At 62.3% G+C, this 20446-nt stretch carries 14 protein-coding genes and 1 pseudogene; 10 read left to right on the top strand and 5 right to left on the bottom strand.

Annotated elements, in window-relative coordinates; translation table 11 throughout:
* Positions 1-160 (bottom strand): transposase (locus tag AC1DYD_RS37760; protein ID WP_478177853.1); only part of this gene is annotated, 160 nt, incomplete at its 3' end.
* Positions 161-321: 161 nt separating this feature from the next.
* Here AC1DYD_RS37760 and AC1DYD_RS37765 point away from each other — a divergent pair.
* From AC1DYD_RS37765 to AC1DYD_RS37780, 4 genes are read left to right on the top strand one after another with little or no spacing between them, the layout of a single operon-like run.
* Positions 322-2067 (top strand): winged helix-turn-helix domain-containing tetratricopeptide repeat protein, encoded by a 1746-nt coding sequence (locus tag AC1DYD_RS37765; protein ID WP_478177855.1) that lies wholly within the window; start codon positions 322-324, stop codon positions 2065-2067.
* Positions 2064-2426, top strand: a complete 363-nt coding sequence (locus AC1DYD_RS37770; RefSeq protein ID WP_478177873.1) for a hypothetical protein — start codon at positions 2064-2066, stop codon at positions 2424-2426. The genes AC1DYD_RS37765 and AC1DYD_RS37770 overlap by 4 nt, the downstream gene beginning before the upstream one ends.
* Entirely contained in the window at positions 2401-3033 is a 633-nt protein-coding gene (locus AC1DYD_RS37775) for a plasmid pRiA4b ORF-3 family protein (RefSeq protein WP_478177856.1), read from the top strand. Before AC1DYD_RS37770 ends, AC1DYD_RS37775 begins: the two co-directional genes overlap by 26 nt.
* Before the next feature lie 5 nt (positions 3034-3038).
* Entirely contained in the window at positions 3039-4448 is a 1410-nt protein-coding gene (locus AC1DYD_RS37780) for an ISKra4 family transposase (RefSeq protein WP_478177857.1), read from the top strand.
* A 154-nt stretch (positions 4449-4602) separates the two neighbouring features.
* Here the strand turns inward: AC1DYD_RS37780 and AC1DYD_RS37785 are convergent, their stop codons facing one another.
* The 4 genes and pseudogenes from AC1DYD_RS37785 to AC1DYD_RS37800 form a co-directional block, all read right to left on the bottom strand.
* Positions 4603-4899 carry a 4a-hydroxytetrahydrobiopterin dehydratase gene (locus AC1DYD_RS37785; protein ID WP_478177858.1) on the bottom strand — a complete coding sequence of 99 codons (297 nt, stop codon included), beginning with the start codon at positions 4897-4899 and terminating at the stop codon, positions 4603-4605.
* Between the two features lie 24 nt (positions 4900-4923).
* A complete protein-coding gene (locus AC1DYD_RS37790) occupies positions 4924-5805 on the bottom strand; it encodes a 4a-hydroxytetrahydrobiopterin dehydratase (protein ID WP_478177859.1) in 882 nt (293 codons plus the stop codon).
* A 1203-nt stretch (positions 5806-7008) separates the two neighbouring features.
* Positions 7009-8033 (bottom strand): annotated as a pseudogene (locus AC1DYD_RS37795) (IS3 family transposase); the annotation flags it as partial.
* Between the two features lie 101 nt (positions 8034-8134).
* Positions 8135-9040 carry a PhzF family phenazine biosynthesis protein gene (locus AC1DYD_RS37800; RefSeq protein WP_478177860.1) on the bottom strand — a complete coding sequence of 302 codons (906 nt, stop codon included), beginning with the start codon at positions 9038-9040 and terminating at the stop codon, positions 8135-8137.
* Between the two features lie 198 nt (positions 9041-9238).
* Here AC1DYD_RS37800 and AC1DYD_RS37805 point away from each other — a divergent pair, with 198 nt between their 5' ends.
* From AC1DYD_RS37805 to AC1DYD_RS37830, 6 genes are all read left to right on the top strand, one after another.
* Positions 9239-9934 carry a hypothetical protein gene (locus AC1DYD_RS37805; protein WP_478177861.1) on the top strand — a complete coding sequence of 232 codons (696 nt, stop codon included), beginning with the start codon at positions 9239-9241 and terminating at the stop codon, positions 9932-9934.
* A gap of 19 nt (positions 9935-9953) precedes the next feature.
* Positions 9954-11978: a hypothetical protein gene (locus AC1DYD_RS37810; RefSeq protein WP_478177862.1), complete on the top strand. Its 2025-nt coding sequence runs from the start codon at positions 9954-9956 to the stop codon at positions 11976-11978.
* Positions 11979-12362: 384 nt separating this feature from the next.
* Positions 12363-12866, top strand: coding sequence for a hypothetical protein (locus tag AC1DYD_RS37815; protein ID WP_478177863.1), 504 nt, complete (start codon positions 12363-12365; stop codon positions 12864-12866).
* A gap of 210 nt (positions 12867-13076) precedes the next feature.
* Positions 13077-14213 carry a hypothetical protein gene (locus AC1DYD_RS37820; RefSeq protein WP_478177864.1) on the top strand — a complete coding sequence of 379 codons (1137 nt, stop codon included), beginning with the start codon at positions 13077-13079 and terminating at the stop codon, positions 14211-14213.
* Between the two features lie 530 nt (positions 14214-14743).
* Positions 14744-19252, top strand: a complete 4509-nt coding sequence (locus tag AC1DYD_RS37825) for an nSTAND1 domain-containing NTPase (protein ID WP_478177865.1) — start codon at positions 14744-14746, stop codon at positions 19250-19252.
* Between the two features lie 58 nt (positions 19253-19310).
* Complete coding sequence (locus AC1DYD_RS37830; protein WP_478177866.1) at positions 19311-20399, top strand: hypothetical protein; 1089 nt, start codon at positions 19311-19313, stop codon at positions 20397-20399.
* Positions 20400-20446 lie beyond the last annotated feature (47 nt).

Raw genomic sequence — 20446 nt, forward strand, 5'->3', positions numbered from 1 at the left:
CGGCGCGTTCCAGCAGCTGCCTGCGCCACTCCGTCACCTGGTTGGGGTGTACGTCGTGCTTCTGTGCGATCTCGGCAATCGTCTTGCCATCGGCCAAGGCCTCAATCGCCACCTTGGCCTTGAAGGCCGCTGAGTGGTTGCGGCGGGGTCTCTTGCTCATCTTCTGCTCCTGTCATGCCGGGCTCTATCCTCGCCCATCGGAGCAGCCTATCCACTTTGCAGCGTGTTCAAATTTGCGCGGCCGGCTCTAAAATGCCACGAAAGCAAATGTTTCAACGTTGACGACACCGCGGGGCCGTTGCGCGCCGACGAGGGGAGCGTATGGACCGGGCCACCGAACTACCGCTTGCACCATCGAAGCTCGAAGTGGCTGGGTTTGTGATCGACTTTGGACGCGAGGCGCTTTTTGACCCTGCGGGTGCGGTAGTCGAGTTGCGGCCGCAAGCCTTTCAAGTGCTGCGTTATCTAGCGTTGAACCCAGGCCGATTGGTCACCAAAGAGCAACTCTTCAGGGCGGTCTGGCCCTCTGCTGTCGTCACGGATGACTCTGTCATCCAGGCCATCGGGGACGTGCGTCATGCGCTCGGCGAGGCCGGCCGGCGGGTGATCAAGACCGTGCCGCGTCGCGGCTACATCCTGGTGAGTGCCGAGGTGGTTGGGTGTGCAGCTCTGAACGATCGAGCGGCAGTGGAGATGCGACCTCTAAGTCCGAGACGCTCGCACCGCTCAGTGGCGCTACTCTTTGCAGGGGCGCTGCTTGCGGGAGTTGCCGCCTTCGGTGCGTGGCGCGTGCTTGGTCGGTACGCCGTTGCACCAGCGAGCCAGACTGCTAGCGAGTGGCCTTCAATCGCTGTGCTGGCATTCAAGTCGCAACAATCCGATCCGGAAGGTGACGCGCTCGCCCGCGATGTTGCATCCGAGCTCTCATCCGAGCTTGCACGCGACTCGGAACTGCGTGTCATTTCCAGCCAATCGAGCTTTCAGTTTGCCGGGACCCGAACACCGCTGCTCGAGATTGCGCAGCGGTTGCGAAGCCGCTATATCGTTGACGGCACGGTGCGCCGCGACGGCGACCATCTGCGTATCGCGATTGACCTGATCGACAGCCAGGGCGGTCAAACTGTCTGGTCGTCCGTACACCTCGCCGATCGGACGACTCTGGGTGCAATCCAGCAAGAACTTGTGAGTCGCATCGCCGGCAAGCTCCAAGTCGGTGTGATGAAGACAGAAAATCGCCGTGCGCTCGCGCAGCCACCAAATACTCTAGACGTCTACGTGCTGATGGCGCACGGCAAATCGAGGATGTTTCAATACAGTCCTGATGGAATCCGCGAGGCCCGTCGATTTTTCGAGCAGGCGGTGACCATCGACCCGAACTATGCGCCGGCGTGGGTTTATCTCGGGATCACCAACAACATTGACGTCGGTCTTCGTCTGACCGGCGAATGGGACAAGAGTCGTATGCCAGAGATTCTGAGGCAAATCCGGCATGCGATTGCGCTTCAGCCAAACCTACCAAGCGCCTATGGGGCCCTGTCCCAGGCGCAGACACTCGCTGGAGATCATGACGCCGCGCTTGCAGCCGCGCAGAAGTGCTGCCTGCTAGGCCCCAATTCACTCGAGTGCTTCTACAGTTTGGGCAAGGCACAACTCATCGTTGGAGAGGTGGAAGCCGCCGCTCGGAATTTTGAACGGGCACTGGATCTCAATCCGATTGCGCCCGCCACGTATCCCGCAAACTACGCAGCGGCGTTGTGGGGCAGTCGTCGTCTGGGCGAAGCGATCCTCGCTGCTGACGACTGCCTCGCAAAGGCGCCGGATTTTTGGGGATGTCGCAAGGTCCGAATCTCGGCGCTAGTTGAGCTTGGGCGTACAGATGAGGCTCGCACAGAGGCCGCTGTGCTGCTCTCTCAGCGTCCAAGTATGAACGTCGCTACGTTCGCGGCGGGGGGCTTCGCCGATTCGGAGGATACCGCCGATTTGAGAGCGCGCGGCAGCGCGGCGGCGCGTGCCGTAGGGATTCCCGATACCGGTCACCCGCCAGGCGCTGTAACCCGAGATAGATGATAGATCTTCTGGGGCCCACCGATGAGCGCTGGCGCGGTTGCCGGAGCGAGGCGTCGGTGCCGGCGGAGAACTATTCCGCACCAAGGCGTGGCTCGCATAGGCTGCATCGTGATGCAGAACCTGTTTTGATCTTCGGCCGACGACGCAGCCCTATGATCCTCACGCCGCTATTGAGAAGGCTCCTCAATCTTCAGGAAAAATACGATTGCCCCAAATGCCTGGTCGACCTTCCCTCCATGGGCATTCGCGGCAACACGCATTTCCCCTTCTCCGATCTGAACAATCTCGAGATCGCCGACGAGATGTCCAGATTCCTGGCGGAGAAGGGAGTGGATGGATTCAACAACGACGGCTCGTGAGGCTGGGCAACTGAGCCATCAATCAAGGAGGTTGCCCGGCGCATCTTTCAGAAGGGAAAGGGCCTGGCGGCGCCTGCTGGTGCGTAGCGATACGAGCGTCGCCCGGCTTCACCAGATCCTGCTGGTCGCGTTCGGCTGGCAGGACATGCACCTTCACCGCTTCGAGATTCGCGGTCGCGAGTACGGAGTCAATCAGGAGGGCGGCGTGGCCTTCGACACCGACGCCCACAATGCCCTGATCGGCCAACTGGCGCTGCGGCGCCTTGAGCGATTCACCTACGAATACGACTTCGGCGATTTGTGGGTGCACGACCTGCGCATCGAGGCCACCTTGCCCCTGGACCCGAAGCGGTTGTATCCGGTGTGCATCGCAGGCCGGCGCGCGGCACCTCCGTTGGATTGCGGCGGTCCGCAGGCGTTTATGGCCACTCGGCTCGAGTACACCTTGGTCGGCGAGAGCAGGTCCCGGCACGAGTTGGAGGATCTTCTCGACGGAGTGGACGACGAGGAATGGGACATCTTGCGCCACTATCACCCCGACCGCTTCGATCGGCGAGCCGTCAACCGAAGGCTCGCCGCATTGGCTGCGCAATCGCAGGAAAGGTAGGCGCTATGAAAGTCACCGTTCAGATTCGCATTGAGAGGGCCGCGTCGCGCTCCTTCACCGTGCCGCTTCAGGCCATCGATCGTCCATGTGACCAGGTGCAGGACGTCGGACTGGCCCTCGGGGAGGCCAAGTCCATACTCGGCAAGCTCCAGCAAACGCTTGTGCGCCAGCAGCTGGAGAGCTATTTGGCAGGGCGCAGGGGCTGTCCGCACTGCGGCAGGCCGCGGGCCATCAAGGGCTACCACCCGCTGCGCTTGCGCACCGCCTTCGGGGATATCGTCCTGCGCAGTCCCCGTTGGCACCGCTGCCTTTGCGAGCAATGCCGGGAGGTCACGTTCTGTCCGTTGAGCGAACTGCTGACGGTGCACACGTCGCCGGAACTGGCGTACCTGGAGGCCAAGTGGGCGGCGCAAGTCTCCTTTGCATCGGTCAGGGCGCTGCTGCAGGAGGTGCTGCCGATCGAACAGGGATTGCATCAGGAGACCATTCGCCAGCACGTCCAAGCCACCGCGGAGCGACTCGAGGCGGAGCTTGGCCCGGAACAGTTCGCTTACGACGGCGGCTCCCAGCGCGAGATTGAAGCCTCGCCGGAGCCGGCGGCTCCCATCACGGTGGGCCTGGATGGAGGCTACATCCGAGGCCGCGACCGCCTGCCTGGCGCCAACGGTTGTTTCGAAGTCATCGCCGGAAAGAGCATTCCGCAAGAAGGTGCGGCCAAAGTCTTCGCCTTCGTTCATCGAGTAGACCGCAAACCCAAGCGTCGATTATGCGCGGTGCTTGAGTCGCAAGGCATCCTCCCTCGTCAGCACATCACCTTCCTTTGTGACGGCGGCGACACGGTGCGCGAGCTCGGCGCGTTCGTGCACCCGCGATCCGAGCACATTCTGGACTGGTTCCACGTCGCGATGCGCATCGAGCAGCTCTTGCAGACGGCACGAGGGCTGCAAGGCCCAGAGAGGGAAGAGCTCCTCAAGGACATCGAGGGCGTCAAATGGTTCCTGTGGCATGGAAACGTGTTCCGCGCCGACGACACCTTGAACAAGCTGCTCGAAGACATCGCCGATGTACGCGAGTACCAGCGGCAAGCGGGCCTGCCGAGCTCGGTCGTGCTCAAGAAACTTGATCGGGCGTTGGATGAATTCGCGACCTACGTCGACAACAATGCCGGCGCCATCGTCAACTACGGGGAGAGGTACCGATGCGGGGAACGGATTTCCACCGGTTTTGTCGAGTCCGCGGTCAACCAGGTGATCGCCAAGCGGTTCGTGAAGAAGCAGCAGATGCGCTGGACGCCGCGCGGAGCGCATCTGCTGCTCCAGGTTCGTACCCAAGTCCTGAATGACGAACTACGAGCGTCCTTCGAGAGGTGGTATCCGCACTTCGGCGCTCAGGATCAGGTGCCCCTCACAGCGTAGTGTCGGAGGAAGGGATGCCGCACTGCACACCCCCAAGAAATGGATGGTCTCCTCATTGATTCCAGAGGGCTCATTGGCTGAAACAGGCGCCCGCGGCGCTGGAACTTCGGTCTAGGGAGTACGTTTTCGGGGGCAAGATCAGAATTATCTTGACTCATTCGTTCTTTGCTGGATCAAACAAGGCATTCATTTGTCGGGCAAGCTCAAAGTCGTTATTGGAGATGCCATTCACTTCGTGGGAAGATAGCCAAACCTTCACGGAAGTATAAACATTCAGCCACTCTGGGTGGTGATTCATTGATTGACATATGATTGCCACGCTGGTCATGAATCCGAACGCACGTGGAAAGCTGTCAAATTCGAACTCTCGATACAACTTATCTTCTTCGATGCGCCACACAGGGAGACTTGTTAGCTCTCTTATGACTTCGTCTTTTGCAAGATTTTTCATGACCTCATGTTTCCATATTTGTTGCTAAGAATTTCCTGCAGCATCCAGATCTCGGCGTGAGAGCTTTCTCTCGTAATTCGATAAAAAAAGACCGTCTAAATATGCTGCGACATCGACGTCTAGCAAGGATGGTCGATGACCTATGTCCCAAGTCGTCAGGTAAACAATAAGCGTGCGCCATATGTTCGTCCATTCAGGATGGTGATCAATTCGAGCAATAAATCGAACTGCCGTGTTCATGAAATGAATTGCATCTTCAAAACTCTCGAATTCATATGTTCGCATGAGTTCAGTTTTTTCGCCCTTTTCTGTTGTTCGATGTACGATGCGCCACTCAGGTAATTTCACGGCTAACCGTGCCAAGTTTGAACCGTCCAGTGCTTTTACCTTGAGAAGGGGGAAGGGGTAGTTTACCTGCGCTGTTGCCGGGTTTTTCCCTAACCGTCTTCCAAGGTCTGCAACAAGACTCGATATATCGGCGGCAATGTTTGTCGTTTGTATCGACCGAGACTGTATGGCCAGCAATCCAGCGACGGATGACGGAAGCGCCTCTTTGATCGGCATGTCTGCGCCATCAATTAGGAGGGGGATAATGGATTTCCCATCTTCAAGGCTTACCTCAATTTCGCGCCTAACCCAATCATCCGGATGATCAATGCGACGACGTTCAAATTCGTCCTTGATGGAGAGCCAATTCTTGCCTATCACGACGACAACTATCGACGCAACTTTCAGCGCGCCGTGTATTTTGGTTGCCCACAAATCAGCGTCGCGAATACTTTCCGTGTCGATAAACACACAATCAGGGCCATATGCACCCCGCAGTTGGTTTGCTAACCATTGAGCAAAGATGGCGCTATCCAAGCGTCGGTAACTAATAAAAATGTCCGCCAATTGGTCGCTCATTTTTGACTCCCGCACGAGTGAAAGCAGTGCCGCTACCATGCCATGAGCGGTCCTTCTTGTACAGTTGGATCTCCCTTCGCTTCAACCTGCGACCGGCCACCCTTGCGAGCGATGCGCTTCCGGGGGGAGCAACAGGACGACGACCATGCCGCCAGCGCATAGCGCCGAGGCACGATCTGCGACCTGGCCGGGCGTCGGCTTGGCCTTGCCCTCGGGCGCTCTGGACGTCGCTAGGAGTTAGATCAGCTCCATGGGTCGGTGCGCCTGGAAGTATGCCCGCCTCCTGCTGCAGGTAGTTCTCCAGGGAGCCAGGAATTTCTGCGTGAATGACCAACCGCACGTTGGACTTGTTCACCCCCACCGGCGTTGGCCCACTGGCTGCATTCGAAAGAGCAACCATGAGCCAGATGCGCCGTTTGCCCGCAGCCCGTCAAGGCGCCATAGGCCTTTCTGCGACGCGCAGTCGTTCGGCCCTGGCAAAGCCGTAAAAGAAAGTAAATCCGGTACTTCGCAACCGCGCAAACCAAATTCGATACTTCGCAAAGTCTCGCGCGGCCTCGGGACTCAAGACGAGTGTGGGACCGTTGGCGATCGTTAGCTCGACAACGTCTTCGCCCGGCCGCGCTGTCGTTCGCTGCGTCGTGCCGCCGTCGCGCGTGGCGCCTACTCGAACTGACGTTTTGAGATTTTCCTGGGCGGAAGGCGCGGCCGTATCGGCTTGGCCGGAAACTACGAAAGTGATGTCCGGGCCGCGACTCGTGAATCGCCCCGGCTTTCATGGAGGCCGGTTGGTTTAAATCCACCGTGGCGGTCTGACTGGCGAATTGCCGTGAGTGTCCGGTCTTCCCCGTCGCTTGACGGCCGAGGCCGCCGGGGCTGTCAGATGTCGAGCACGCGCCTGAGACCGCCGTAGGGCACGCTCCAGGACGCTTCGCCCGTGTCGACGGTGGCGGTCTTGGGGTTGCTGCGGGTGATGACGCCAACGTGCGTCTGCAGATGGCGATCGGTGAAGGAGACCTTGTCGCCGCGCGCGAAGTCGGCGCGCGTGGGTTTCGGGGAGGCTGCAGGCGGTGGCGAGGCTGGCGATGTTGGCGGCCGCGGTTGTGCGTCGGGCGGCGGTGGCTCGATCGCGGCGTAGGGCAACTTCCACTGCACTCGTTCGAGCGTGGCGAATTCCACCGCCTCCTTGGTCTTCCACGGTGCACGGCGATGGATCAACTCGGCCTTGTAGAGGCCGTTGATCGTCTCGGCCAGGGCGTTGTCATAGGAGTCGCCTTTGCTGCCCACCGATGGCTCAATGCCAGCCTCGGCAAGTCGTTCGGTGTAGCGGATGCTGACTGCCCCGATCGCTGTGGAAGATCAATCCTGCCTGCTTGCCAGGATGACGCTTGAACCACGCCATTCGCAGCGCATCGATTGCGAGCTCGCGCGTCATGTCATCGCGCAGCGACCAACCCACCACCTGGCGGCTGAACAGGTCGATCACCACCGCCAGGAACAGCCAGCCCTCGTCGGTGGCGATGTAGGTGATGTCGCCCGCCCAGACCTTGTCCGGCTGCGTGACGGTGAATTCACGGTTCAGCAGGTTGGGCGAGATCGGCAGGTCGTGGCGGCTGTCTGTGGTGACCTTGAGGCGGCGCTTGCCACGGGCGCGAATGCAGTGCCGCTGCATGAGCTTTTGAACCGGTCTTTGCCCACACGGATGCCGCGTGCAAGCAGTTCCTTCCAGATGCGCGGCCAGCCGTAGCCGCCACGCGTCTCGGCATGAATCGCCTTGATGTGCACCAGCAGCGCATCGTCGCTCAGGTGACGGCGCTGCGCGCCGCTGGCTTTGCGCACGAAGTGCTCGTGGTATCCCGTCAAACTGATTCGCAGCACCCGGCATTGCACCGAGATCGGCCACACGCGTCGGTGGCGTTGGACAAAGGCGTACTTCACCGCTGCGCTTTCGCGAAGTACGCCGTGGCTTTTTCCAATATGTCGCGCTCCATCTTCACGCGTGCCAGCTCGGCGCGAAGCCGGCTGATCTCCATTTGCTCGGCGCTTACGGCCTTGCCTTCAGCACCTGTGAGCTTGCCTTGGCGCTGCGCCTTGACCCAATTGAACAATGTCTGCTCAACCACGCCCAATGTGCGCGCCGCCGCCGCGATGCTCTGGCCGCCCTCGACCAGTCGCACCGCCTCCTGCTTGAACTCCAGCGTGTAGCGCGCTCTCGCCGTCTTCGTCATTTCGACTCTCCTTGCATGTATTGAAACACTCAGCAAGGGATACGTTTTTCGGGGGCAAGGTCAGACTGGGGGAGGTCTTGTCGAACTGTCCCGTTTGGCTATTAGGTTGTCTGAGGCAGGTGAATACGACCACTGATGAGCGGTAGGACTTGGCCGGAGATCTCAACCGATAACTTTCCTCGATGAGTTGAAGTTCGAATGCCTACTTTTCCGTCGCGTCCCACGCTGCTGCCTTGCTCTGCAAAGAAAGCGGTAGGAGCGGGGAGAATCCCAAAATAGGACATGTATGCCCCGACCGCCGCATTGCCGCTTCCGCATACCGGATCCTCAAGAATCCCCTCGCTGGGCGCAAAGGAGCGGGTGTGGACCAAGCAGTCCTGAGCATGGGCCTCAAGCGAAAACACCGTAGTGCATGCACCAGAAAGGCGATCAAAAGTTGCGAGTGAGGCGAAGTCCGGCCTGATTCCCTGGATCGTTCGCAAGCCGTCGACGAGCACCACATGCCAAGGAACGCCGACGTCAATTGTCAGCGGTTCTGCAACTATTGAAGATGCCGCTAGGCCCAAAGCCTTAGCGAAGCGGTGCAAGGATGGCGCCTTGGTGAATCGAGGCGTGGGCGCCAACACACTCCACCACGAGTCCGGCCCCGACTTTTCCACGCGCTGCAGCCCGGCCCTGGTTTGCTGAACCAATACTTTGACCGGGGGAGGCAATGACGACGGCATGTACTGAGCTACGACAAAAGCGGTTCCCAAGGTTGGATGGCCAGCAAAGCCGAGTTCCACCTGCGGAGTGAAGATGCGCGTACGGTAGTGGGCCCCCGCACGCGTCGGCTTGCAAACGAATGCCACCTCGGATAGATTCAGTTGGCGGGCAATGCCTTGCATCTGCGCGTCTGACAGACGATCAGCATTGAGACACACGGCGAGGGGATTGCCTTGCAAAGGGCGCGAGGCGAATACTTCCACGAAGAAGATGTCGGTGCCAGACGATGAATTCATATTCATAGATACCAGTGCTTGAGCGGCGTCGCCCTGCCGCTAAACGGAGGGGTGACAGTGGGAGTCTTCGTTCCGGTCCAATTGTCCTCGAACTCCGTTCGATCGGACGACGTGGTGCGGGCGACTTGGGCGCCGCATGCCCGGAGATTCGTTCGCGAATGGTGTAGCTACCGTGCAGCCTTGCCTGAAGTGGAGCGATGCTCTGTGCCAGGGATCGCTGACTACCCGGTTTCGTTCACGATGCACTTGCCTCTTGTACCAACGAGCTTGCGCGCCGGATTGGTCCGGTTTGCCCGCCAGTTGCGTCGACTTAAGGCACCATCTCGAATCGTTCTCCTGACCGATTTGTTCGATGACCAAATCACCGGACCGAGTTTGCACACGCTATTTGCAGCCGTTCGCGCGCAGCTGATTGCGATCTCGGGGGTCGATCGCTCGGCGCTCTACGCGCCGGTGACGGGATCGCGCTTGGCATTTCCGCTTCATGCCGATCTTTGGCATCCAGAATTGCTGTTGAACGTGTTTGACCACTCGGCCTCGGAAATGGGCGGTGCGTCCCTCTTTCTTCGCAAGCGGACACTTTTGGCGTTACTGGCAAGCCAGCAATCCATGCCGAGCGTGGTGCGAGATGAGATACGTAACTGCTTCGGACGTCATCATCAGGATCATCGGTTCGACCGCCTATATCATCTTCTACACAATAGAAAGCACAGTTGGACGGTTGGGTTGGCAGCGGCCCTGGAGGCGAACCAACTGACCCTTGCCCTTGAGCCAGGACAAGGTTACCTCATCCACGATCGCCACTGGTTGCACGGTCGGACCGAGATGACGCATAAACCCAAGAGTCTGCGCCTGTTCCGCTTGGCGTTCGACAGTGTCAGCACCACGCGAGAGCACTAGACTTCCCCAGGGATCCAAAATGCCGAGAGCTAAGCGCGCACCGCCGCAACCGAAGACGTCGATTGATCTGCTGGAACCCGCGGCGACTGATGTCGACGTTCGAAAACTACTCAATGAAGTGCTGTCCGAACAGCAGGAGGCCGGCAATTGGGTCTCCGATGGAAATCGTGACTGGGACATAGTCATGAGTGCCACCATGCTCCGCGCGCTGAGTGCGTGGGGTCTGCCACGAGAGGCGACGTGGTTCGCTTCAGACACCCCGTCCGGCCAAGGCGGTGTCCGGCTGGCGCTAGACTTTTTCGATCGGACCCTTGATGCGAAGGTAACTGGTATCGCTGGCGCGGATGCGTGGGACACTTGTCAACTGCTTCTTGCTCGTGCGGCATTCGATGTAACTCCCCGAGTCAAGATCTGGGCCAAGCGTACGGCCAGTCAGTGGACAAAGCTATGTGCGCAAGGATCGGACCCGCCCAATCGTTGGATGGGCCCAGCCTTTCACGCCACCATGATCGACGTCCTGATGCTCTTCGAGAAGGAGAGTTGGGCGCAAGACGAGCTGAAAGAGAAGTGCAAGTTGCTGCGGACGAGTTTTGCGATTCCCTCGCCCGCGTCAGTGGCACCGGTGGCGCCGTTTCCCGCAGAAACTGGTTGGGAAAACGAGCATCGCTGGAACTCTGCTTTGGTTTTGCGAACTCTTGGCCTTTATCGAGAGATCGTCATGGTTCACTGGCCTGAAGTCGACGAAGCCATTAAGAGCACCGCGAGTTGGCTTTGCGATGAGCTGAAGAACTGTGGCCGATGGATCTACGCACGCGAAGCGGAAGGGCCCATGTTCACTGCGCGCGCACTGGATGGACTGCGTGCGGCATACCCGCATCTCGATGCCGCGGACCGCCTGCGATCGAAAGAAGCCTTTCGCATCGGTGACATGCATCTGCGCGATGCTATCGAAGATGGCGTCCCGAACCTCAAGTCAAAGACTGCAATTCTCGCCTATTGGGCCAATGCCCGCTCGACATCCGACCAGGCTGCCTTTTCACTGCAGGAATCACTGGACCAGCTCTCCCCAAAGGAACAGATTCACGCTCGGGAGTTACGCGAAAACCTCTGGAGCCGGGTCCACGCAGAAATCGGCGAGTACCTCGAGGAAAAGGGGAGCGCCAGTCGCAACAGTCCTTGGTACGCCGCGTTCTCCCACCTCAATGGAGATCGAAGTGAGACAGTGCAAGTGTTCCCTTGCCTCCCCGCTCTTGGTAATATTTTTGTTGGCGAGGCGACGATAGAACCAGAGGCGTATATAGGGGAATTCTACTTCGATCGCGAGAAAAAGCGATGGCACCTCAACGATGCAATCGTGTTGGGATTCGACAAAGACAGAACTCAAGAGCAGAAGATTTTGGCCGCGGAACTATTCCTGCTACACGAGTACGTTCATATTCACCATCGACTGACCGGTGATACAGCACAAGGAATCGGCCGCTTTCCAAACGTTCTTGAGTATGTCGACTACATGTCTGATGCGTACGCCATCTTGCATGCCCTTGATCGTCGTCAAGTCGCGGAGAAGAAGCAACGTACCGAACAGGCCGCGATCAGGCTCGTGACCGGAATCGTCGACGTAATGATTCGATCATTCTGGGCATTTGAACGCGACGGGCAGCAGGTGTGGGAGATTCGGCGGATACGTCGCCATCTGAACTGGTACTGGCGGCGCGAGCAAATGAGTAGATGTAAGCATCTTTGGCAAGTGCTGGCGTTGCTGGCAAGAAAACCGCAAGTTGAACTAGCTGGATTTGCCCACAACATCAACGGACGTCGAGTCCAAGTGAACCTTGGACGACATGATCAAAGCACAGGATTGCAGATTGCACTTGTTCTTGAGAACGATGAGATCTTTCGTCGGCCTTCAGGTGAAGACGCCAGTCTTGACAAGCTGTTGGTGCAGGGAATCGTTGGGAGAGATCACGACCTGATAAAGAGCTACTTCCGGGCGATCGGCGATTTGGTACCGTCGGCCGGGCTGCTGCCACATGCGCCCCTCTGATCAACGGCTCGTAGTTGATCTGACACTTCGATTGAAAGCAATCAAACGGCGCGTGCAGCGCCCAATTTATGCGCTATTGCTGCTATCGTTTTGATAGCAAGAAGGTTCTGGGTGAGCATCTCGCTATCCCATCTTGCTGCGCCGTGATGGGACCGTGAGGATGGTGCCCACCTATCCTTGGTGGACACCATCTGGGCTGCTGCCGGTTTCAAAGACACCTTGTTAAGGTGTGAAATGAAACCGGAGGTGGTTCATGGGTAAGGGGGCAGCGAACACACGCAGACCGGCGCTTGCGCAGCGCTTTCCCCTTACCCTATACGCCTTGGGAGAACTCAAGATGGGCGGCTGGACGCTCACGCCGAGGCGGCGCTGGACGGCATTTACATGATCCGCACGTCGGTGAGCGCGGCGCAGATGGACTCGGCCGACTGCGTGCGCAACTGCAAGTCGCTGGCCAACGTCGAGCGTGCGTTCCGCTCGCTCAAGACGATCGACCTGAAGGTGCGCCCGATCCACCACCGCACCGCCGATCGGGTGCGCGCGCACATCTTCCTGTGCATGCTCGCCTACTACGTCGAGTGGCACATGCGCGAGGCTTGGCGCGAGCTGATGTTCGCCGACACCGACCAGCGGGCCAAGGCCATGCGCGACCCTGTCGCGCCTGCCAAGCGTTCCAAGGCGGCGCTGGCCAAAGCGGCCCGCCACACCCTTGACGACGGCACGCCCGCGCACAGCTTCGCGACGCTGCTTGAGGAACTCACGACCATCGTGCTCAACACCTGTCGCACACCCAGCGCCGGGCCCGATGCGCCGACCTTCGAGGTCCTCACTACGCCCAACGCGAAACAACAACGCGCGCTCGATCTGCTCCAGCAGATCCGTCTGTAGACAGAAACCGGAACCCCAAACTCACGCCAAGTGCTTGTTGTGCAAAGACAAACTCGCTCGACGATTGGAGGAACTTCGGGCTAGCGACTGTGGCCCAGGAGAGCGTTCGATTTGGTGGGGTGAGCGGCCGCTGATATTCGCCTGACGGGTCAGAGGCAGCAGAGGCGGCCACGGAGAATCCGTCTTCCTTGCTTGCTCGGAGGGTTGGCCATGCAGATCAAACTCAGTCTGGCGGTCTGTGAGGGAGCGGTCGAATCGGATCCGCAACCGCTCCTCATGCTGGATCTCGAATCGCAACCGAGCATCGAGACGCTTGGGCTGAGCTTGGCGAACGGCAAAGCCGCCCTCGCGCAGTTGCAGGCCCGTATCGTCACGCGGCAAGTCGAACTGATGTCGGCCAGCCAGCACAGGTGCGAATCGTGCGGCCTGAATCGCGCCCTGAAGGACTATCACGATGTTCACTACCGCAGCCTGTTCGGCAGGGTTGTCGTACGCGTGCCCAGGTGGCAGCGATGTGCGTGCTCTGTTCGCGCTGAAATCGCCGTTCGCCGACGCTGGATCTCGGCAGAGCTGGAGTACGTTCAAAGCCGCATGGCCGCCACGATGCCCTATGCCAGATCGTCTGAGTTGCTGGAGTTGTTGCTTCCGGTGGCCGGAGCCAACGCGCCAAGCACGGTGCGAGAGCACACCCTGGGCGTCGGGCGGCGACTGGATGCGCAAGGCCTCGAGGTCCAGCCAGAAGCGGCCGACATGGAGAGCGGATCGAACGTCACCAACGTCACCACGGTCGGTCTTGACGGCGGCTACCTGCGGCTTTGCCGCCCTGATGAGGAGAAATCGTTCGAGGTCGTCGCCGGCCGTGCCATGCGCGCCGGCATCGGCCATCGCAGTGTGGCGTTCGTTCGAACGGTTGATCCACACTCGCACGCGCGGGTGCGAGGCGTGCTGGCTGCTTTCGGTAGACAGGATATGTCGATGGAAGTCTTTACCGACGGCGACATCCAGCTTCGCCAGTGGCAGCTTTCGACGCTGCCGCGGGTGACCCACATCTTGGACTGGTACCACCTGCGACGACGGGTGGAAAAACTCAACGCTGTCGTACATGGCCGGCCGACGGCCAGTCAGCTCAGATCCGCTGACCACGACTGGTTGTCGGGGCCGGCTGGCGGATTGAAGTGGCGGCTTTGGCATGGCCGAGCGCAGGAAGCCATGCGACGCCTGGCCGTGATGCTGTATGTCCTGGGCAAATCGACGGTGTGCCGCAAGCCTGCCGCACGCCAGATTCGCAAGCTCACCCTCGAACTGCTCGGCTACCTTCGCAACAACTCGGATTCGCTGCCCAACTAGGGACGGCGCTACCGTGATGGCCAGCGCATCTCCAGTGCTTTTGTGGAGTCGGCGGTCAACCAGCTGATCGACAAGCGAATGTCAAAGTCACAGCAGATGCGCTGGGATCCGCGCAGCGCGCATTTGCTGCTGCAGGTTCGGGTGCGCGTCGTCGACGGTCAGCTACGCAGTGACTTCGCCCGCTGGTACCGAGGATTCCCTTCGAATGACTCAACGCTTCTGTCATCGGCGGCTTGACCCCACCAAATCGAACGCTCTCGGCACACCCCTAACTTCTGGCTGCTCTCCAACATCCTCCCCCAATGCGAGGACGACAGACCGAGCGCATGCATCCCAATATCCCGTCCTGAAGCAGGCCCGCGATCGGGCCGTGAATTCAAACGCCGAAGGATCGCCATGAAGCATTTTTCTCTGCCGAGGTCCATCTGTTCGATTTCTTGTCGCCAATTCTCCCGGCGCACCCGTGCCTTGGGACCGAGTGACACCCTGTAGGCTGACGCGGTTTCGACTCGTGGTCCAGGTGTGCGCCCATGACAGCCATCTTCCTCAGCCATAGCAGCACCGACGCGGTCGCTGCGGCAAGGCTGAAGACGTGGCTCGAAGGGCAAGGCCACACCTCGCTGTTCCTCGACTTCGACCCCGCGACCGGCATCCGCGCCGGAGCGAGCTGGGAGCAGACGCTCTACCGCGAGCTTCGCAAGTGCCAGGCCGTCGTGGCCCTGGCCTCGCCGGCGTGGCTGGCCTCACGCTGGTGCTTTGCCGAGTTGGTCCAGGCGCGGGAGCGCGGCAAGGCCGTCTTCGTGGTCAAGGTCGAGCCGGTGGACACCTCTTCCGTCTTTCCGGACATCCAGCACATCGACGTGGTGGCGAATCCCGAGCAGGGTCTCGAGCGTCTGCGCATAGGCCTGCTGGACCGGGGCATCGACCCGCTGGACGCCTTTGACTGGAACGCCTCGCGCCCGCCGTACCCCGGGCTGCTGGCCTTCGAGGAAGCCGATGCGGCCATCTTCTTCGGTCGTGGCGAGGCGCTTGCCCGGACCCTGGAGGCCCTGGACGCGCAGAGACGCCAGTCGGACGACGCCGCGCGCTTCGTGCTGCTCTTGGGTGCGTCCGGCAGCGGCAAGTCATCGCTGGCCCGAGCCGGGGTCATCCCGCGGCTGAAGAAGCGACCGGCCGAGTGGCTGCCCCTGCCGCCCATGCGACCCCAGCAGGAGCCGGTCGACGAGCTGGCGGCCGCGCTCGCGGCGGCCTTCGCGGCCGTCGGCGCGCCGCGAGACTGGATTGACCTGCGACAACGACTGCGACACGCCGCCGAGAACCTGCCCGCCGGCGGTGCGCAGTTGCTCGATTTGACGCGCGAACTGGCCCTGGCCCTGCGCCGGCCGGACGCCACCGTGCTGCTGACTGTCGACCAGGCCGAGGAGCTTTTCGCCTACACGCCGACGGACGCCGCCGAGCGCTTTCTGCGACTGGTGCGAGCGGCACTGGAGCGAGGCGACCGCCGGCTGATGGTGATGACCACGCTGCGGTCGGAACTTCTGGGCGAGTTCCAGAGCCACCCTGCCTTGCAGGACAAGGAATTCGGGCACCACCTGCGCTACCGGGCGGTGACCGTCGACCCGATGCCGCGGCGAAGCGTTCCCGAGATCATCCGTGGTCCTGCGCGCCTGGCCGGCATCGAGCTGGAGGACGGCCTGGTGGAAGCCATGGTCGACGATATCGGCGACCAGGACGCCCTGCCGCTGCTGGCGTTCACGCTGCGCCGTATTCAAGAGCGGTCGGCATCGCGCGGTCGGATGACTCTCGACGACTACGAGGCCGTCGGCCGACTCGAGGGCTCGGTGCGGCAGGAGGCCGAGCGCATCCTGCGCGAGGAGCGACCCGGGCCGGAGGATATCGACGCGCTGCACGCGGCGTTCGTGCCTGCGCTGGTGCGCATCAACAGCGACGGCGGCTACGCGCGCCGGCGGGCGGTCGTCGACAGCCTGCCGCGGCGCGTGCTGGCCCTGTTGCGCCGCTTCGTCGACGCGCGGCTGCTGGTGAGCGACCGCGACGCGCAGGGCCGGGAAACCCACGAGGTCGCCCACGAGGCTCTGCTGCGGACTTGGCCCCAGCTTGGCGAATGGCTGGCCGGCGATCGCGACCAGCTCCGGCTGCTGGAGGGCCTGAGCCGGGCGGCGCTGGAGTGGGACCACAGCGGCCGCACAAGCGACCTGCTGGTGCATCGCGACAGCCGCCTGCAGGACGTGCTGGCGCTGTTGGCAAGTCCGCGTTTCGCTTTGCCGGCGACTTCCATCGAAGCGGCCTATGTCGAGGACTGCCGGGCGGCACAACGGGCGCGCGAAGAGGCGGCGCGCTTTGAGCAGGAGCGGCGGCTGCGCGATGCCGAGCGCATCGCCGAAGAACAGACCAAGGCCGCCGCAGCGCAACGGCGTGCGGCCTCGATCTTCAGGTCGCTGGGCATCGTGGCCGGCCTGCTGTTCATCGTGGCCGCGGCAGCTGCGGTCATGGCGAGGCAGCAGTACGGGCAGGCCGTACTGGCTAACCAACGGGTGGCGGACGTGCAGCGCATTGGCCGCCACGCAAGCGACAGTGCTGTTGGTCCCCAGCGCGGCCTCCTGCTCAGCGTGCAGGCGGCCCGAATGCAGCCGCCCGACGCTACGGGTACCCTGGCCGCCATCGACGGGCTGCGCCAACAGCTTCGCGTGACCGGCGGCACGCCGCTGTCTGGCCACGCCAAGCCGGTGCAGGTGGCGGCCTTCTCGCCCGACCGGCGCTGGCTGGTCACCGGCGATGCAGGCGGCGTGCTCCTGGTCCGAGACCTGCAGGCTGAGGGCGCCGCGCCGCCGGCGCAGCCCCTGTCCGGCCACCGAGGAGCGGTGGCAGGCATCGCCTTCGGGCCCGGCGGCCACCAGTTCGTCAGCAGTGGCGCCGACGGAACGGTGCGCAACTGGCGTATCGAGGGCGCGCGCGTGCAGGCAGGGCCTGTCGTGAGCGTCGGCGAGGCGGGCGCGGTGCGCGCAATGGCATCCAGCCCCGACGGGCAGTGGCTGGCGTTGGGCACCGAGGGGGGCTACCTGTGCCTCTGGCGCTGGACCGAGGACGGGCCCGTGCAGGCGCCCTGCGACCCTTCGTGGAAGGACGACCAACCGGTCGTCCAGGTCAGGTTCAGCCCCAAGGGCCGCTGGCTGGCGACCACCTGCACCGGCGCCTGCAAGGGATTCAGCGCGCCTGTTCGCCTGTGGGATCTGTCAGCCGCCCCTCCCGCCCAGGGCCCGCGGTCGCTCGTCCACCGCGGTGAACTCGTGGAGCCTTCCTTGCTGGGCATCGCCTTCTCGAATGACGAGACGCGCCTGGCTGCGGCCTACGGCTATGTCGCCGAGGTCTGGGACTTGACCCAGGCCGACCCGCCATCGCATGTGCTGGGGACCTATGGCGGGGGCGGGGGGTGGATCCAGTCCCTGGCCTTCCATCCCAACGGTACCTGGCTGGCCCTCGGCAGCGGCTCGTCGGCCGAGGTCCGGGTCTGGCGCGTGGGCGAAGAGCGGCAGCGGCCCCTCATCCTGGACGGGCACGGCGGGCCGGTCAACGCGGTCGCCTTCGACGACACGGGGCACTGGCTGGGCAGCGCCGCAGCCGACGGCAGCGTCCGGTTGTGGGACTTCAGCCGCCAGACCATTCCGTCGATGCTACTGCGCGGCCACGACCTCTCGGTCGCTGGCCTGCGTTTCGCGGGGGGCGCCGACCCGAAGCAACTCGTGACCTGGGGCGCTGACCTGGCGCCGCGGCTGTGGYACCTGCCGGACGGGCTGGTCGACCCCGTGTTGTTCAAGGCTCAGGTGGGCGTCAACATCATGGGCATGGCCGTCAGCCCGGACGGCCGCTGGATCGCCACCTCGAGCGAGGGCGACACCCAACTCATGCTGTGGTCGGCCCACGACCCGCGCAAACCCACAGTGGCCCTGGACGTGTCGGGCATGACCCGGTCGATCGCCTTCAGCGCCGATGGCCGATGGCTCGCCGCGAAGAGCCAGGACGAGGGGCGCATCCAGGTATGGAGCCTGCAGGACCTGGCCGCACCGCCCGTCGTACTCGTCGAGGACGACTGGAGCGATGACCGGACCCTGGCCTTCAGCCCCGACAGCCGTTGGCTGGCCAGCGGCACGGCAGGCCACAAGGCGCCGCCGCGCCTGGAGTTGTGGGACGTCTCCAAGGGTCCGCCCTCGGTCGAACCTCAACATCGCTGCCGCTCGACCTCAGTGCGCGAACTGGCTTTCAGCACCGACGGCAAGCTGCTGGCCACCGCGGCGCAGGGACGGATCGCGCGTCTGTGGAAAATGAACACGGTGGACCCCTGCGATGCGCCGGTCAAGCTGCCGCACGACGACGTTGTCTACCAGCTGACCGTCAGCCCCGACGGGCGCTGGGCGGCCACTGCGAGTTTCGACGCCAAGGGGCGGCTGTGGGACCTGTCCGTCGGCGCCGAGCCCAGGCTGGTGCGGGAGGTCGAATTCGAGGACCGTGTGGTGCGCGCTGTCTTCAGCCCCGACGGCCGCTGGGCGGCCTTTGGCTCCTGGGACCGGACCGCGGCGCTGCTGGACCTTCAGGCCCCCGAAGCACCGCCGATCCGGCTGCGCGGCCATGTCGGGCGTGTGTTGGCCACGACATTCAGTCCCGACGGCGCCTGGCTGGCGACCGCAGGCGAGGATCGGACCATCCGCCTGTGGAGTCCGCTGGCACCACGTGTGGCGCCCGTCGTGCTGCGCGGACACGAGGCGTCGGTGCCGCACTTGGCCTTCACGCCCGACGGCAGCCGGCTCGTCTCAGGCGCCTACGACGGCAGCGTGCGGCAATGGCGGCTGGCCTTGTCCGACCTCGTGCAGCTGGCATGTGCCACGGCAGGGCGCGAACTGACATCCGCCGAGGTCGAGCAATACCTCGGCGGCACCGCGTCCGCGGTGCCCTGTGGGGAAGCGGTAACGTCGGCCACCACCGCGCCGCATATCGCCCCGACGGGCGCCCCGGCGCCAGCGCGGTGAGAGCGAGCTCCTTGCGCCGATGTAAGTTTTCCTGAACGCCATTGATGGAAAGGGAACCATGCTCAGATTCGCGATATTCGGCGCTGCAGATGCCGAGCGGAACAGGCCGGGTCATCCGCACCCGTTCGCGCCACCGGTGGATGTCGACAAGGCCAATCTGGCTGCGAAAGCGTTGGGTGCGGCACTTGCGAAGAAGTGCCATGGACTCATTGTCTACGACGCCAACTTCATCGAGGCAACGGTGGTCAGCGCGTACGTGGCCGCCAATTCGGCGTGCAAGGAAGGCGTCGCGCCGATCGTGGTGCGCCAGCCGCCCGCTCCCACCAGTGCCACTTTCGCGGAAGAGCACACGCATCCTGCGCTGTTCAATCGAATGGCGGACTCATCGGACCAATGGGAAGTGTCGTTCTACCGCTCGCTCGCGGATGCAGATGGATTGATCCTGATCGGCGGCGCCAAGTCGACCCTGATCGCCGGCCAGGTGGCAATTGGCGCCAACATTCCCGTGCTGGCATTGCTGCGCGGCGGTGGTGCCGCCGACACGGTGTGGCGAACGATCGCGCCAGGAGTCGATCTGCCAACAGGCAACGAGCATGCGCGCATGGCCGATGAGCCCAGCGATGACGCAGCACTCCGATGGGTCGAAGTGTTGAAAGGGCAGCGCCGGCGACGGTACGCCGTCGAAACCGGACCCATCGTGTGGCACGCCGTCGTGGCGTCCGTTTTGTTCGTGCTGGCGATGATGGCAGCGTTTGGAGGCTGTCTCGGCGCGGGGTCTCTTCCGCCGCCTGCCACCAAGGCGCTGCTCCTCGCGGCCACTCTGCTGGCCGGCGTGGCGGGTGCAGCAGTGCGAATGGTGTACGAGCGCCGCTATGGCAGCGGTCCCCTGGTACCACCTCCCTCGATGGCAGTCACGGCAGCGCTTGGCCTGATGGCCGGCGCCATCGCAGGGATGCTATACATCGTGGCGCAACCAGGCGACTTTGACGTTTCGCACGATACTGCCGGTCTTCGTCTCGTCTCCTTGGTCGTGGCGGTCGCCACGATCGGTGGCCTCACTGCAGAGGCGATCTTTCGGAAGATGCTTGGCATCGACGTCTTGCGAACGGGTGATTTGGCGGCTCCAAGCGGACGCGGCGGGCAGTAGGGCCATGCGAGCCACTGGAACAATCCGGCAAGTTGGTTCGTCGATGG

This window comes from Variovorax sp. P4_B11, assembly GCF_056402355.1.